The following is a 14,152-nucleotide window of genomic DNA, read 5'->3' as shown; positions in this document are numbered from 1 at the left end:
GCGGACCGGCCTCAGATCCTCCAGGAGCGCAGCGTCTCGGCGACGGCGTACACGCTCAGGCGGGTGTCGCGCACCTTGCGGATGAGGTCGGACAGGGCGCCGTAGGGCGGGTCGATGCCCTCACCGGACTGGTCCATGTACTGGGCGGCGACGAAGGCGGCGAAGAGGCTGTTGCGGTGCGGCAGGGGTTCGAGGCGCACGATCGTGTGCAGGAGCGCGGCCGCCCGCCAGGCGGTGTCGGGGTCGGAGGCCTCGAGCGTGGGCATCCTGGTCCGGTGCCGGGCGACCGTTGCCACCAGCGCGGAGTAGTCGGTGACCGTCACGTCTTCGTGTTCGAGGGCGGCCTCCTGGACGTCGAGCAGCCAGGAGACGTCGACATGCAGGACCATCAGGCGGCCGCGGCCCCGTCACCGCGCCGGGAGGGCGGGACCTCCTCGGGGAACGCCTCGTCGAACTCGCCGCGCAGTCTGTCGGCCCAGGCGGCGGCGCCGGCGACGAACCGCTTGCGGTGCATCTCGCGCACACCGAGGTCGTGCAGGTACTGCTTGAGGCTCTTGCCCTCCGCCGCGGCGGCCACGCGCACGCCTTCCATTTCCTCGTCGGAGAAGGACACGTTCAGTGATGGCATCTCTCGATGGTACCTAGTTGGTGCCTTGCTCGCCAGGCCGGCTCCGGAGCCGACCCCGGAGACATCCGGCACAGGGCAGACCGTGTGCGGGGCGGCGTGTGCGGGGCGGCGTGTGCGGGGCGGACCAAGGCACAGGGACGACCGCGGCACAGGGCGGACCGGGTGCGGGACCGAGCGTGTGCGGGGCTGACCGCGGGGCACGCCCGGAGGTACAACTGTTCGCATGAAGATCCGTACCGGGGGCCCCGAAGACGCGGCCGACATCCTCGTCCTGCTCGACTCCGCCGTCGCCTGGCTCGCCGCGCGGGGCCGCACCGGACAGTGGGGCGACCAGCCCTGGTCCACCCGGCCGGCGGCGGCCGACCGCATCCGCGGCTACACCCGCGACCACCTGGTCCGGATCGCGCACGACGAGGACGGCCGTACGATCGGCGCCACGATCCTCGCCGAGGAGCCGCCCGCCTACGTCGCCGCGGTGGACGAGCGCGAGCTCTACGTCCGCAGTCTGGTGACCGACCGGGCCCGCTCCGGATCCGGAATCGGCGCCGCGCTGATCGCGGACGCCCTCGACGAGACCCGCCGCCGGGGCATCGGCCTGCTGCGCGTCGACTGCTACGCGGGTGACGACCGCCGCCTGGTCGAGCAGTACCGGCGCCTCGGTTTCACCCCGACCGGGACCTTCGAGGTGGAGCGCCCGGGCCAGGCCGCCTGGCCGGGACAGATCCTCCAGATCCGCCTCTGACGCCTCGTCGGGGAGTCCATCGGGGAGGCCGGCCGTTGCCAGGGGTCCTGCCCGGCGCGCGGGCGGGCCGCCGCACCGGGCGGGTGCGGCGGCCGTGGGCGGGACCGGCCGGTGGTTCGCGTCAGCCGGCCCGGAGCAGGGCGCGCAGCTCGGCGGTGTCGATGACGTGGGCCCGTGACGGGAAGACCCTGTGCAGCAGGACGCGGTGGACCTCGGTGTCCGGGTCGGCGACCGCGTCGGACAGGACGTAGAGCTGGTAGTCGCGGTCGGCCGCGTCGACGACGGTGGACAGGACGACGCCGCCGGTGCTGACGCCGGAGACGACCAGGGCGGTGATGCCGCGCTCACGCAGCCGCTGGTCGAGGTCGGTGGTGGACATGCCGCCGTAGCGGGTCTTGCGCACGATGATGTCGCCGTCGTGGGGGGCCAGGCGCTCGTGGACGGCGGTGGCGGGATCCTCGTGGTGCATGACGCGGTGCCGGGCCAGTGGGGCGAAGGACTTGTTGACGGCCGGGACCGCTTCCCAGTCGGTCTCGGTGAAGCCGACGCGTACGTAGGCGACGGCGCCGCCGTGCGCGCGGACGTCGGCGACGGCCTCCGCCACGCGACCGAGCAGGGCTTCGCGGTCGCCGTCTTCCGGCAGCACGGCCAGGACCGCGGGCTGGCAGTCCATGACGAGAAGGGCGGTGTGCGCGGGGTCGAGCGCGGGGGCGGTGCTCATGTGGGTGTTCTCCTCGCTGGTGGGGTGCGCGTGGTCGACGCGGACAGGTGGCGGCGGACCGGCCGCGGCCCGCGGTTCCGGCGGCGGTCGCGGTGTGTCACGAGCGGCTGCGGGCCGGCTCCGGCTCGTGCCGCGGGGTCCGGTCCTGGCGGGGGAGCAGGAGGGGGGTGGTCAGGGCGAGCAGTCCCGCGACCGCGAGGGCGGTGCGCGGGCCGGTGACGTCGGCGAGCAGTCCGGCGAGCGCGGTGAGGACGGCGATGGACGCCTGCTGGCCGATCGACCAGGCCGTCAGGGTGCGGGCGACGAGATGCTTGGGGGTCTGTTCGAGCCGGTAGGTGGCGAGCACCGGGGTGAACAGGCTCATGTTGATGATGATCGCCAGTTCGACGGCCATCACGGTGACGAGGCCGACGACGCCGGGGCGGACGAAGGCCAGGCCGATCAGCCAGACGGCGCGCAGGGTGCCGACGGTCCGGAAGACCGCGGGCCGGCCGTAGCGGGCCACGACACGCCGGGCCAGCCGGGAGCCGATGAGCCCGCCGACACAGGGGGCGGCGAAGGCGAGGCCGTACTGCCAGGGCGCGAACCCGAGCCGGCGAAGGAGGAGCACGGCCAGCAGCGGCTCGGTGGCCATGATCAGACCGGCGACGAGCATCTGGTTGAGGTAGAGCGCCCGCAGGCCGGGATGGCCCAGGATGTGTCGCCAGCCGTCGAGCAGCGCGCCCGCCCGGACCGGGCCCTCGCCGGTTGTCCGAGGCGCCTCCTCCCGGCCGCCGATCGCGGTGAGGCTCAGTGCGGAGAGCAGGTAGCTGAGCGCGTCGGCCACCACGGTGGTGACCGGCCCGAACAGGCCGATCGCCGCTCCGCCCAGTGGTGGGCCGACCGCGATGGAACTCCAGTTCGTGGACTCGAACCGCGCGTTGGCCACGAGCAGGTCGTCCGGGGGGACGAGGGCCTTGAGGTAGGCGCCGCCGGCCGCGTTGAAGGCGATCTTGGCCGCGGCGACCAGGGCCGAGACCACGAGGAGCTGGACGAAACCGAGCCATCCGAAGGCGTAGGCGACCGGGATCGTCGCCATGGCCGCGAACCGGGTCAGATCCATCGCGATCATGACCGGGCGCTTGCGCCGGAACTCCACCCACGGCGCGAGCGGCACCGCGATCAGCGCGCCCACCGCGGGCCCCACCGCGGACAGCGCGGACACCTCGGCGGGGCCGGCGCGCAACGCCAGCACGGCGATCAGCGGGAACGCCCCGAACCCCAGCCCGGATCCGTACGCGCTGACCGCGTACGCCGCCCACAACCAGCCGAACCGCCGGCCCAACGGTCTCCTGCCCAGCATGCTCAGCGCGCTCCCCTGATCTCTCACCCGAACGGGCCGATGTCGGCCGGTGAGAGCTAAGCGAGCGGCCGGGCGGCAGGTCAAACAACCGCCCTGCCGACGATTCACAACCTTCCGTTGTTCACTAAGGTGGATCGGCGTGGATCTCGAAGCCGTACGCACCTTCGTCGCCGTCACGGAGGCGGGCCAGTTCCAGGAGGCCGCCGTCGGCCTGTCGATCACCCAGCAGGCCGTCTCCAAGCGCGTCGCCGGGCTGGAGCGCGGCCTCGGCGTGCGGCTGTTCACCCGCACGCCGCGCGGGGCCGAGCTCACCATCGACGGTCAGGCGTTCCTGCCCCACGCGCGTGAGCTGCTGCGCGTCGCCGAGCGGGCGGTCGCGTCCGTGCGCACCGTCCGCCGTCCGCTGCGCGTCGACGTGGTCGCCTCGCGGGTGGCCGGGTCGGGACTGATGCGCGGCTTCCACCGCGCGCACCCCGAGATCGACCTCGACGTGGTGATGCTGTTCGACATCGAGGCGGCCGTCGCCGCCATCCGGTCCGGAACGCTCGACGCGTCCTTCCGTGCCGTCGCCGTGCCCGGCCGGCCCCTTCCCGAGGACATCCAGTCCGTCCGGGTGCTCGACGAGCCGCTCCAGCTCCTCACCGGCCCCGCCCACGCGCTGGCCGATGCCCGGTCGGTCACCGTCGCCGAGCTCGCCGACCACCGGCTCTGGATACCCGGCCTCGTCCCCGGCACCGAGTGGGCCGCCTACTACGACGACCTCGTCGCCGAGTTCGGCGTCACCATCGAGGCGACCGGCCCCAACTTCGGCTCCGACGCGCTCCTCGACACCATCGCCGACACCCCGGCCCTGGCCACCTTCATGGGCGAGCACACCCGTCTGATCTGGCCCACCGGCCACGGCCTGCGCCGCATCCCGGTGACCGACCCGACGCCCGTCTACCCGCACTCGCTCCTGTGGCACCGCGACAATCCCCACCCGGCGCTGGCCACCCTCCGCGACCACCTCGCGGCCACGGCGGCCGGCCACGACGCCGCCGGCACCTGGCGGCCGGACTGGGTGAGCCCCAGCTGACCACCGCCGCGTCCACCGTCGTCGCGGCCCAGGTGGACCGACGGTGACCAGGGGGGATGGAAGGCGACCAGGGGGGACGGAGGGCGAGCAGGGGGACGGACATGGCCACCGGCACACTCGCGCTGCCCCCGCCGCGCGCCCCGGCGAGAGAGTCCCCGGCGCGTTCACGCCCGCCGGGTTCGCGTACACGCCGTGGCCGGCGGACCCGCTGGACCGCGGGATGCGGGTGTCGTCCGTGGGACGGTCGTGGACGGCTCCGGCCGCCGGTGCTCCGTCAGCCGTCCACCGGATCCTCCGCGCCGGCTCTGGTCCCGGTGTTCCCCTACCAGCGCACCGGCAGCTCCAACGGGAACCGTCTGATCGTCTTGGTGTCCCACCGCAGTTCCTCGGGCGGCACCGCGAGCCGCAGCCCGGGGAAGCGCCGCAGGAGCCGGCCGATGGCCACTTCGAGCTCCGCCATGGCCAGCGGCACCGCGATGCACCGGTGGTTTCCCCAGCCGAACGTCATGTGCGGACCGGTCGGCCGGCCGAGGTCGATGGCGTGCGGGTCCGGGTAGTGCGCCGGGTCGCGGTTGGCCGTCAGGTAGGACACGTGGACGAAGTCGCCCGCGCGGATCCGCACCCCGTCCAGTTCCACGTCCTCCAGAGCCACCCGGGGGATGCCCACCCCCTTGCGGAAGGGGATGTGGCGCAGCAGCTCGTGCAGGACCTGCGGCAGGGTCTCGGGCCGGCGTTCGAGGTGCGCCATCAGCTCGGGGCGAGTCAGCAGCAGATAGGTGATGTCGCTGATCTGGCAGGTGGCGGTGTCCTGTCCGCTGAGCGCCAGCACCAGCGCCATGACCGCGAGTTCCTTGTCGTCGAGCTGTTCCTCGCCGTCCCGGGCCGCGGCCATCGCGCTGATGAGGTCCGGGCCGGGCGCGCCGCGGCGCTGTTCGACCAGTTTGGCGAAGTAGGCCGTGAGATCGGCCTTGGCGGTGGCGGCGGCCTCCTTGCTGTCCGGGCCGACGACGAGCAGCTGGCGGACGGACTCCTGGATCCGGGGCCACTCCGGAGGCTCGATGCCGAGGAGGTCCAGGATGGTGTGCTGGGGCAGTGGGTCGGACAGGTGCCGGACCAGGTCCGCCGGCGGGCCCGCCGACTCCATCTCGTCCAGGAGGGCGTCCGCGACCCGTACGATCCGCTGCCGCATGCCGTCGACCCGGCTCTGGGTGAAGGCCTGCGAGGCGAGGTGGCGGACGCGGGTGCTGTACGGGGGGTCCATCACGTTGATCGACTCGGTCGAGACGATGGGCTCGGGCGTCATCCGGGGGTAGTCGCGGCCGATGATGCCGGCCCGGCTGAGCCGTTGGTCGGTGGTCACCTGTTTGACGGAGTCGAAGCCGGTGACCAGCCAGGCGTCGGCGTCCCCGTAGGGCAGCCGGATCCGGGCGGGGCCGTTTCGGTCCATCAGGTCGGCGAACGCGGGATCGAACTCCAACGCTTCGCTGTAGTCGAACGGGCAGACGATCGTCTCTTTGTCCCCGGTCATCAGCCGACTCCTCCCGGCATCGGTACGACATTGGTGGCGTCCACGGCCCGGCGCAGGCCCTCGGCGAGCCGCACGGCGTCGCCGACGGCCCAGTAGTGGACGAAGAACAGCCGCGGCTCGTCGGTCAGGTTGTGGTGGTGGACCTCGACGAGTTCGAATCCGCCGTGCCGCAGGGCCATGAGCGCGGGCCCGACCTCCCCGGCGGTCATCACCAGGTCACCGCTGAGCGCGGCCCTCGCGCCGCCGAGCGGCTGGAAGTTGACGGAGGTGGTGGAGCCCAGGCCCGGCGGCAGGATCAGCGGGCCGTCGGTGACGGTCTCGCGGCGGACGTAGGTGCACTTGTAGATCCCGTCCTCGGCGGAGCCCCTGACGCCCAGCGCGGCGTCGATCGCGGCGGTGTCCAGGTCCACGGGCGGCGACGGGGCGGCGGGCGCGGCGGGCGGGGTGCCGGTGCGGTCGAACGCGGCGCGCAGGCCGCGGGCGACGGCGACCGGGTCGTCGCCGTGGGCGTGCACATGCACCCACCACACGTCGGGTTCATGGGCGAGCAGGTGCTTGTGGATGGCGGTCTGCATGATCCCGTGCGCCTGCAGCACGTCGACGAAGCGTTGGAGTTCGCGCTCGGTGACCACGGTGTCGCCCATCAGGAGCGTGCTGTGGTCGGCGTACCGGACGAAGGAGACGTGGGTGCCCAGAGCGAGCGCGGGGGCGATGCGGATGCCGTGGGAGAAGACCGTGAGGTCAAGGCGGGGCAGGGCCGTGTGGTACATGAAACGCTTCATGTCACCGGGGCGGCCGAGTGCCGCGCCCACCTCCGCCCAGTCCGCCGCCGCCGTCATGACCGGCTCGACCGGCGTCCGGCCTTCCGGGCCGGCGGACAGGGCACGGGCGCGGGCCGGCACACCGGTGAGCACGGGTGCCAGCGCCGCCACGGTCAGCACACGGCGCCGTGAGGTGGGGGGCGGGGAAGGGGAGTCCTGCTGTCGCGCGTCAGCCATGTCGTATGCCTCCTGGCACGAGGGAAGCACGGCGGACGGCACGGCCCGGTGATGCACGCCGTGACCGTGGGCCAGGTGGCTCAACACCGCTGACGCGCCGGGCGCAGGTTCCCGCTGCCGGCCTCCCGCGAGAGAGCGGCCGGTGTCACCCCCCGGTCGGCCTCACCACCAAAAGGGGAGCGGAAGCGCGGCGAGTCCGGTGCTGGAGAACGGGGGCGTGTCCGCGTCGGTTCCCCCCGGCGCCGTCGACTCCCCCGGCTCCGTCGACTGTAAAGATCGCCATGGCGTCCCTCCACACCAATCCGGTCTTCGCCCGGCTCGCCGACGCGCGGCACGCGCTCGTCGCGGGCGCGGGCGGTGGTTTCGACATCTACGCCGGCCTGCCGTTGGCCCTCACCCTCCTGCACCAGGGGAAGGAGGTGCACCTCGCGAACCTCTCCTTCAGCGCCCTCGCCGGTCTCCCCGCCGACGACTGGGCCGCCCCCGACCTGGCCGTCGTCACAGCCGACTCCGCGCCGCACCAGGGCTACTTCCCGGAGCGCACCCTCGCCCAGTGGCTGCGCGGGCAGGGCTACCCCGCCACCGTGCACGCCTTCCCCCGGGTCGGGGTGGTCCCGCTGCGCGCCGCCTACCGGGCGCTGATCGAGCCGCACGCCGTCGACGCCGTGGTCCTGGTCGACGGCGGGACGGACATCCTGCTCCGCGGTGACGAGGCCGGACTCGGCACTCCGGAGGAGGACATGACGAGCGTGGCGACGCTCGCCGCGCTGGACGGCGTACCGGGGCGCGCGGGTGCGCGGGGTGGACTCACCCGGCGTGCGTTCGGCAGCGCCTCAGCAGGTGAGAGGCGTCGAGCCGAGGGCCACGTCGTCGTACCGGAGTGTGTCGTCGCCCGTTCCGTAGCTCTCCCGGCCCAGCCGGAAGGTGGTGGGACGGGGAGCCGTGGTGCGGCTTGGGATCGCCCGGTCCTGAGCCCTATGTCCGGTCCTCCATGACACGGCGGGCCGCTTCGGCCTCCGCCGCCGACGGGGACAGCTCGTCGAGGGTGTCGAGCTCGTCGTCCGACTCCAGCTCCCGCTCCCAGGCGGCAGCGAGCCGTTCCTGCTCCTCCTGCGGCTTGGCGCCGACGACCTTCCGGTGGTCCGGGTCCAGGGCCGCCAGGAATCGTCCGACCGGGTCCGTCGGCATGCCGTGCTCCTTGTCGCCGGGAAGAGAGTGCCGCTCCCGGTTCAGGATGGCCAACCGGTCCTGTTCCGGCCGCCCGACACGGCCCGGAACCACCCTGATGGACCCCGATGGCCTCCGAGGGGACCCCGACGGACTCCCCCGGCCCCGCTGCCGCCGGTCCGCCCGGTACTCGGGTGAGGAGCGGGCGGCGCACCCGGAGCGGGCGGACCGGCGTGCCGCCCCTCTCGCGTTCCGCACGGTCCACGCTCCGGCGAGGACGCACTCCTCGATAAGTTCGCCGATCCCCGCGCACGGCTCCCGTGGCTCGGCCCCCGCCAGGCACCAGGAGCTCCCAGGAAAGTCCGACGGCTGGGAAGCGAGCAGCCGCGCGGGCCGGACTCCCCGCCCCAGGGCCAGGTGGTACCCGATCTCCAGCTCGTACCGGAACGGTGAGGAGGAGGAACGGACCCAGCCGTAGTCGGCCGCGCTGACCGAGGACATGCCGGGCATCCTGCCGGGTACCGCTCTCCGCCCCGACCACCCTGCCGCCGGCCCCGGGGCCATCGAACAGTCGGCGCCAACCCCGCAGATGGCGGCTGACGTCGCCGACCAGGTGGACGCGGACCCGGCGTTCCACGAACCGCCAGCGCCCGTCGCGGCGAAACGGTCGTTGTACCGTCCCGCGGCCACGGGTTGCAGCGGAAAGCCGGGCAGGGCCTGGAACACGGTGACGTAGCAACGCGAGGTGGCGGTTCCCGCCTCCTCGTCGACCTCGACGGTGAGGTTGGACGTGGCGTGGTGGGTGCGCGGCGTGCCGTCCTCGTGGCGGATCAAGGTGTCGGTGAGCATCCTCTCGACGCCCTCCCGGCCGTGGACCGGCGCACCGCTGCCGATGAACACCGCGTCGGCGAACAGCCCACCGACGCCGGCGAAGTCTCCGTCGTCCACCAACTCGGCGTAACGGGCGACGAGATGGGCTATGGCGGTGGTGTCCGTGACTGCGCTCATGGGCCGAGGGCAGGCGGCAGGGGGTACGGGTTCGCGGGCGGTGTGCCGGCGGAAGCCCGGGTTCGGGGTGGGCCGGCTCAGGGGCCCTCGGGCCCGGACACGGGCTCGTCGGGCCCGGACACGGGCTCGTCGGGCTCGGCGGCGGACGCGGTGGGGGCGTGCTCGGCGAGCAGCGGGCCGAGCACGGCCAGGGCACCGAGGGCGATGTCCTCGTAGAGGTAGAACCCCGCTTCCAGGGGCGGCAGTTCGTCGCCGACGTCCCCGGCCCCGGCGGTGTCGGCGCCGGGGCCGTCCGCGGTGGCGCTTCCGGCGGGGCCGGCCTCGCTGTCGTCGCCGTGACCGGGTCCCGCGCCGGTGCCGGAACCGGGTCCCGTGCCGGTGCCGGTGCCGGTGCCGTTCTTCGGGCCGGGTGTGCCGAGCAGATCGGTGAGGTCCTGTGCGGCTCCCTGCAACGCGGCGCGCGCGGCGCCTGCCAGCAGACGCAGGGGCAGGTCCAGGGCGGCGGCGGTGCGCCGGCCGGGGATCAGTCTCGTCGCGGCGGGGGCGCCGGCGGTGGTGGCGGCCAGCCATTGAACGGGCAGGGAGCACAGGGCGGCGATCCGCTCGGCGGGCAGCAGGGGCGGCGGGTCGCCGTCGACCATGAGGTCCTCCCACTCCATGAGGTCGAAGAGGAACTGGCCGCCCTTGTAGAGGGGCCAGGGCCGGACCGTGTCGAGCAGGAGGCGGGCGCGCTCGGGCTCGCGCCCGCGCACGGCCACGCCGTGCCGGGCCAGGGTGCACAGGCACTGGCGCAGACGGCTGTTGGCCTGGCCGAGGAAGGCGAAGGCGCGGTGGTCGGTGGGGCTGAGCGGGCCGCTGGTGCCGGGATCGGCCGGCGCGGTGGCGGTCGGGTCGGGCGCGGTCGGGTCGGTGGTGGTCACAGCGGCCTTGAGGTGACGTAGTGGGCGATCTGGCGCAGGACGGCTTTGCCTTCGTTCTCGGGGACGACGCGCAGGTCGTCCTCGAAACGTGCGATGCCTTCGGCGGCGAGCCGGTCGGCGAGGTCGGTGGCGTACTCGATGGAGCCGTGCCGCCGCATGGCGGCGAGGAGTTCCTCGGCGTGCTGCTGGGTCTTGTCGGTGCGGCGCCGGCGCAGGATGTCGAGGAGACGGAGCCGCTCATGGGCGTACGCGGTGCGCATCAGGTGGATCAGCATCACCGTGCGCTTGCCTTCCAGCAGGTCGCCGAGGGGCTCCTTGCCGTAGAGGGCCTCCTCGCCGACCAGGTTCAGGATGTCGTCCTGGATCTGGAAGGCGATGCCGATCAGCCGGAACGCCTCGTCGAACCGGCCCAGGACGGCCGGGTCGGTCACGCCGGCGCAGACGGCGCCGATGCGGCACGGGCTGATGCAGGTGTACCAGCCGGTCTTCTTGGTGCTCATCGTGAAGTAGGCGTCGTCGGTGCCGGGCACGACCTCGTGGCGGATCCAGCCCAGTTCCAGGGCCTGGCCCTCGATCGACTCCCGGCACATGTGGAGCGCCTCGTGGATGAGGCCGAGTGTGCGGGCCAGACCGAGTGTTTCGAGGTTGGACAGGACGGCGTCGATGGCGAGCAGGTTGAGCCCGTCGCCGACGTTGACGGCCGGGCCCAGGCCGTGTTCCTCGTGCATGGTCGGCAGGCCGCGCCGGTGCGTGGACTCGTCGGCGATGTCGTCGTGGACGAGGAAGCCGTTATGGAAGAGCTCCAGCGCGGCGGCGGCGCGCACCGCGTCGTCGGGGCGTCCGCCGAACGCGGCACAGGCCGCGATGGTCAGGGTGGGCCGCAGGCCCTTGCCCTGCCGGGCGGGATAGGAGCGCATGAGGTCGTACAGCTCGGCGCGCGGTTCGCGGTCCGGCAGCAGCCGTTCGATCTCCTGGTTGGTGCGGGCCCGGCACCGCAGCATGGTCTCCATCAGGTCCGCGTCGCGGACGGTGTCCTCCAGCGCCCAGCTGGTGCTGGTGCGGCCGTCCCACAGCAGGCGCGGGGCCCGGACCGTGGTGTCGCCGATCAGCGCGGGCGGTGCGGGCGCGTCCTCGGGGGAGCGCCGGGCGAGGAAGTCCAGCGCCGTCCAGTCGACCGGTTCGGCGGCCGGTTCCCGGTCGGCGGGCGCCGCACCGCCCCACAGCCGGGGGGCCTGCTCCCGGTAGTCGCCCCAGAGCTCCTGCATGCTGCGCAGGCCCGCCGCGCGCTGGGACAGCAGGGCGAAGGCCCGCCACACGGCGAGGGTGTCCTCCTGGGAGCCGCGGACGTCGAGGCTGTCGGACAGGACCTCGCCGACGGGCGGGTGCTGGAGGTCGAAGAGCAGGTTCATCGCACGGTCGTCGAAGCAGACCTCGACGTCCGGGTCCGGGCAGCGTTCGGGGCGTACGGCGATACGGCTGTGCCGCGCGGTGAGCGTGGCGTGGCTGCCGTCGTTGAAGTGCAGGCCGAGCCGGATGCCGCGCAGTTGCTCGGCGGCGGCGGCGAGGACGGCCGGCGCCCGGTCGGACAGGGCGGCGACGGTCTCCTCCAGCAGCCGGGCGCCCGTGAACGCGGGCACGGTCTCAGTCATGGGCGCCGCCGGCGAACTCCACGACGCCCCCGGCGCGGAAGCCGATGTCGCGCCCGCCGACCCGGCCCCGCACCGTGCACGGACCGAGGGTCTCGTGCACGCTGAACGGGCGCAGGCTCGTCTCGGACGGGTTGGCGATCCGGCCCGCCGTGTGCGAGCGGAAGTCGAGGACGAGACGGTCGTCGCCGAGCCTGGCGGTGATCAGCAGCCGGCCGGGCACCGCGGCCGTCGGCGGTGTGCCCAGCACGTCCGCGAGCGGCGGCACCATCGCCACCCGGTCGCGGTCCAGGCTGCCGCTGACCGCGACCCGCAGGTTGCGGCGCGGGAAGTGACGCACCATGCGCCCGTCGCGCCACAGCATCACCGACCCGTTCGCCGCGTCCGCCGGAAACGTGGGCTGGATCAGGGTGAAGACCACCGCCGAGGGCGGGGCGGCGTCGCCGGGCCCGGACGGGTCGTTGACGAACCCGAACACCCAGCCCCCCAGCGTGGGCCAGGACCACCGGCCGCGTACCCGCTCGTGGTAGCCCAGCAGGTCCGTGGAGGTGAGGGCGCCGTCGCCGTGCCGCAGGGCGCCCCGGCCCAGGACACCGGGTTCCGACTGCCAGCGCAGGTGCTCGTCCTCGCCGAAGGACGCGCACTGCGAGGTGCACGGCCGGCTGGTCCGCCGCAGCCGCACGTCGGCCGCCGGCGTGCCCGACCGGGCGGCCACCCGGAACGCGCCGGACTCGCCGTGCGGATGCGGTGACCGGAACGCGGACCACGGCAGCGCGGGCTGTTCGGCGTTGAACTGCGTCGAACTCCAGCCGCGCCCCTCCTCGTGGACGAGGAGGATCGCCATGTGCTGTCCCTCGGCCGCCGTGCCGGTGCCGCCGCGCCGCCCGGCCGGCGCGGCGCCGGGATCCGCGAGGACCGCGCCGGTGGAGGGACCCAGCACGGACAGGTTGGCGATCAGGGCCTGCCGGCCGCACCGGGACAGGAACGCGTAGTGCAGCCACTTGCGGTCGAGCGGATGCGTGAGCGGGGCGTGCGGGAAGGGGCCCGGGGGCCCGAGCCTCGCGAGGGTCGGGTGGGACACCTTCCGTAAGCTAACGCAGAGTTGAGGTTCTGTCACTTGACGTAACGTTCCGGCGGGTGGGCCGGGTGCACGGAAACGTTCGGTTCCGCATCGGGGGTTCGGTATCGCGAAGGTCCGTCCGCGGCGGAGCGTGTTCAGTCATCAGCGCTGATCCGCGAGGCATCCGGTGCGCGGCCCGGCCGGCCCGTGGTCCGGTGACCCGGCCGTCCGGCCCGTCGCTTCGCGACTTGTGCCCGTGGATCGCACCGCCGCCGGGCGGCGCCGCTCAGCGGAGCTTGATCGCACCGCCGTCGGCCATCACCGTCTGGCCGGTCATGTACTGGGCGTCGTCGCTCGCCAGGAAGGCGACGATGGGCGCGACATCCCGGTCGGGGTCGCCGAACCGGCCCAGCGGCACCTTGGCCGCGGACTGCGCGTACTGCTCGGGACGAGCCTCGGCCCACTTGGCCACGCCGGCCGTCAGGGCCATCGGGCAGACCACGTTGACGCGGATGTTGAGCGGGGCCCACTCGTTGGCGACGACCCGGCTCAGACCGCGGATGGCCTCCTTCGTCGCCGCGTAGGAGGCCTGGTTGGGCTGACCGTCGAGCCCGGCGCCGGAACCGAAGTTGACGACCGACGCGTTACCGGTCCTCTTCAGCTCGGGCAGGGCCGCGAGCATGAAGTTGCGTGTCGCGTACAGGCTGGTGTCCATGGCGAGGTTCCAGTCGTCGTCCGTCTGCTCCTCGAACGGCTTCTGCCGCGACACGCTCGCGTTGTTCACCAGGACGTCGAGCTTCCCGAACCGCTCGGCGGCCGTCGCGACCGCCGAGTCGGCGACGGCCCGGTCGGAGACGTCGCCGTGCAGGAAGACCACCGCGTCCCCCAGTTCACGGGCCAGCGCCTCCCCGGCCTCCCGCTGAAGGTCGACGACGACCACCCGGGCTCCGCGGGCGACGAACAGCTTGGTGATGGCCCCGCCGATGCCGGAGGCGCCTCCGGTGACGATGGCCGACTTGCCCTGCAGGCTGAGAGAACCCATGGAGTGCTTCCCTTGCGTGATCGCCCGCGACGCGGGCTGCCCTGTCGTCTAACTAGAATGAATTCTAGTCCGGTGCCGGCAGCGGCGCACCGCCGGGCCGGGGCTTCTGCTCGGCCCCTGCCCGCAGGGCTTCTGCCCAGCCCCGCGGGCAGGGGCCTCCGAGGTGAGTCGCGGGACGAAGGGGGGAGGAGCCGCGTCGGCGGCCGGCGAGCCGCACGTGTCGTCGGTCAGGCGCACGTGCGACGCGGGCCGATGCCACGCCGGGGCCGGGCGGC

13 protein-coding genes and 3 pseudogenes are annotated in these 14,152 nt (G+C 73.5%); 3 read left to right on the top strand and 13 right to left on the bottom strand.

Annotated features, from left to right (window positions below):
* Positions 1-11: 11 nt before the first annotated feature.
* Together ACF061_RS13205 and ACF061_RS13200 are read right to left on the bottom strand one after the other, a co-directional pair.
* The gene (locus ACF061_RS13205; RefSeq protein ID WP_392266941.1) at positions 12-389 is read right to left on the bottom strand and encodes a toxin Doc; all 378 of its coding nucleotides are present in this window, start codon (positions 387-389) and stop codon (positions 12-14) included.
* Positions 389-628 carry a hypothetical protein gene (locus ACF061_RS13200; RefSeq protein ID WP_392266940.1) on the bottom strand — a complete coding sequence of 80 codons (240 nt, stop codon included), beginning with the start codon at positions 626-628 and terminating at the stop codon, positions 389-391. The genes ACF061_RS13205 and ACF061_RS13200 overlap by 1 nt, the downstream gene beginning before the upstream one ends.
* Positions 629-851: 223 nt before the next feature.
* Between ACF061_RS13200 and ACF061_RS13195 the strand changes: the two genes are divergently transcribed.
* A complete protein-coding gene (locus tag ACF061_RS13195; RefSeq protein WP_392266939.1) occupies positions 852-1,370 on the top strand; it encodes a GNAT family N-acetyltransferase in 519 nt (172 codons plus the stop codon).
* Between the two features lie 121 nt (positions 1,371-1,491).
* Here ACF061_RS13195 and ACF061_RS13190 read toward each other — a convergent pair whose 3' ends face one another.
* Both ACF061_RS13190 and ACF061_RS13185 read right to left on the bottom strand, forming a co-directional pair.
* On the bottom strand, positions 1,492-2,091 hold the full coding sequence (locus tag ACF061_RS13190) for a cysteine hydrolase (RefSeq protein ID WP_392266938.1): 600 nt from the start codon (positions 2,089-2,091) through the stop codon (positions 1,492-1,494).
* A 97-nt stretch (positions 2,092-2,188) separates the two neighbouring features.
* The gene (locus tag ACF061_RS13185; protein WP_392266937.1) at positions 2,189-3,433 is read right to left on the bottom strand and encodes an MFS transporter; all 1,245 of its coding nucleotides are present in this window, start codon (positions 3,431-3,433) and stop codon (positions 2,189-2,191) included.
* 139 nt (positions 3,434-3,572) lie between these two features.
* On the opposite strand from ACF061_RS13185, the gene ACF061_RS13180 reads away from it, so the two are divergent.
* Positions 3,573-4,508 (top strand): LysR family transcriptional regulator, encoded by a 936-nt coding sequence (locus tag ACF061_RS13180; RefSeq protein WP_392266936.1) that lies wholly within the window; start codon positions 3,573-3,575, stop codon positions 4,506-4,508.
* A gap of 322 nt (positions 4,509-4,830) precedes the next feature.
* Here the strand turns inward: ACF061_RS13180 and ACF061_RS13175 are convergent, their stop codons facing one another.
* Complete coding sequence (locus ACF061_RS13175; RefSeq protein WP_392266935.1) at positions 4,831-6,036, bottom strand: cytochrome P450; 1,206 nt, start codon at positions 6,034-6,036, stop codon at positions 4,831-4,833.
* Complete coding sequence (locus tag ACF061_RS13170) at positions 6,036-7,034, bottom strand: DUF1259 domain-containing protein (protein WP_392266934.1); 999 nt, start codon at positions 7,032-7,034, stop codon at positions 6,036-6,038. Before ACF061_RS13170 ends, ACF061_RS13175 begins: the two co-directional genes overlap by 1 nt.
* 281 nt (positions 7,035-7,315) lie before the next feature.
* Here ACF061_RS13170 and ACF061_RS13165 point away from each other — a divergent pair.
* Positions 7,316-7,822: pseudogene (locus tag ACF061_RS13165) on the top strand (DUF1152 domain-containing protein); the annotation flags it as partial.
* A 45-nt stretch (positions 7,823-7,867) separates the two neighbouring features.
* Here the strand turns inward: ACF061_RS13165 and ACF061_RS13160 are convergent.
* From ACF061_RS13160 to ACF061_RS13130, 7 genes and pseudogenes are all read right to left on the bottom strand, one after another.
* Positions 7,868-7,987, bottom strand: a pseudogene (locus tag ACF061_RS13160) (cellulose-binding protein); the annotation flags it as partial.
* 22 nt (positions 7,988-8,009) lie between these two features.
* Positions 8,010-8,222 carry a hypothetical protein gene (locus ACF061_RS13155; protein ID WP_392267045.1) on the bottom strand — a complete coding sequence of 71 codons (213 nt, stop codon included), beginning with the start codon at positions 8,220-8,222 and terminating at the stop codon, positions 8,010-8,012.
* 672 nt (positions 8,223-8,894) lie between these two features.
* A pseudogene (locus ACF061_RS13150) lies at positions 8,895-9,209 on the bottom strand (nuclear transport factor 2 family protein); the annotation flags it as partial.
* A 77-nt stretch (positions 9,210-9,286) separates the two neighbouring features.
* Positions 9,287-10,129, bottom strand: coding sequence for a hypothetical protein (locus tag ACF061_RS13145; protein ID WP_392266933.1), 843 nt, complete (start codon positions 10,127-10,129; stop codon positions 9,287-9,289).
* The gene (locus ACF061_RS13140) at positions 10,126-11,778 is read right to left on the bottom strand and encodes a polyprenyl synthetase family protein (RefSeq protein ID WP_392266932.1); all 1,653 of its coding nucleotides are present in this window, start codon (positions 11,776-11,778) and stop codon (positions 10,126-10,128) included. The genes ACF061_RS13145 and ACF061_RS13140 overlap by 4 nt, the downstream gene beginning before the upstream one ends.
* Positions 11,771-12,856 carry a hypothetical protein gene (locus tag ACF061_RS13135; protein WP_392266931.1) on the bottom strand — a complete coding sequence of 362 codons (1,086 nt, stop codon included), beginning with the start codon at positions 12,854-12,856 and terminating at the stop codon, positions 11,771-11,773. Before ACF061_RS13135 ends, ACF061_RS13140 begins: the two co-directional genes overlap by 8 nt.
* Before the next feature lie 265 nt (positions 12,857-13,121).
* Complete coding sequence (locus ACF061_RS13130; RefSeq protein ID WP_392266930.1) at positions 13,122-13,877, bottom strand: SDR family NAD(P)-dependent oxidoreductase; 756 nt, start codon at positions 13,875-13,877, stop codon at positions 13,122-13,124.
* Between the last annotated feature and the right edge of the window lie 275 nt (positions 13,878-14,152).

Source organism: Streptomyces sp. NPDC015220, assembly GCF_043079345.1.
Lineage (GTDB): Bacteria > Actinomycetota > Actinomycetes > Streptomycetales > Streptomycetaceae > Streptomyces.
This window is presented reverse-complemented; position numbering and strand designations above follow the sequence as displayed.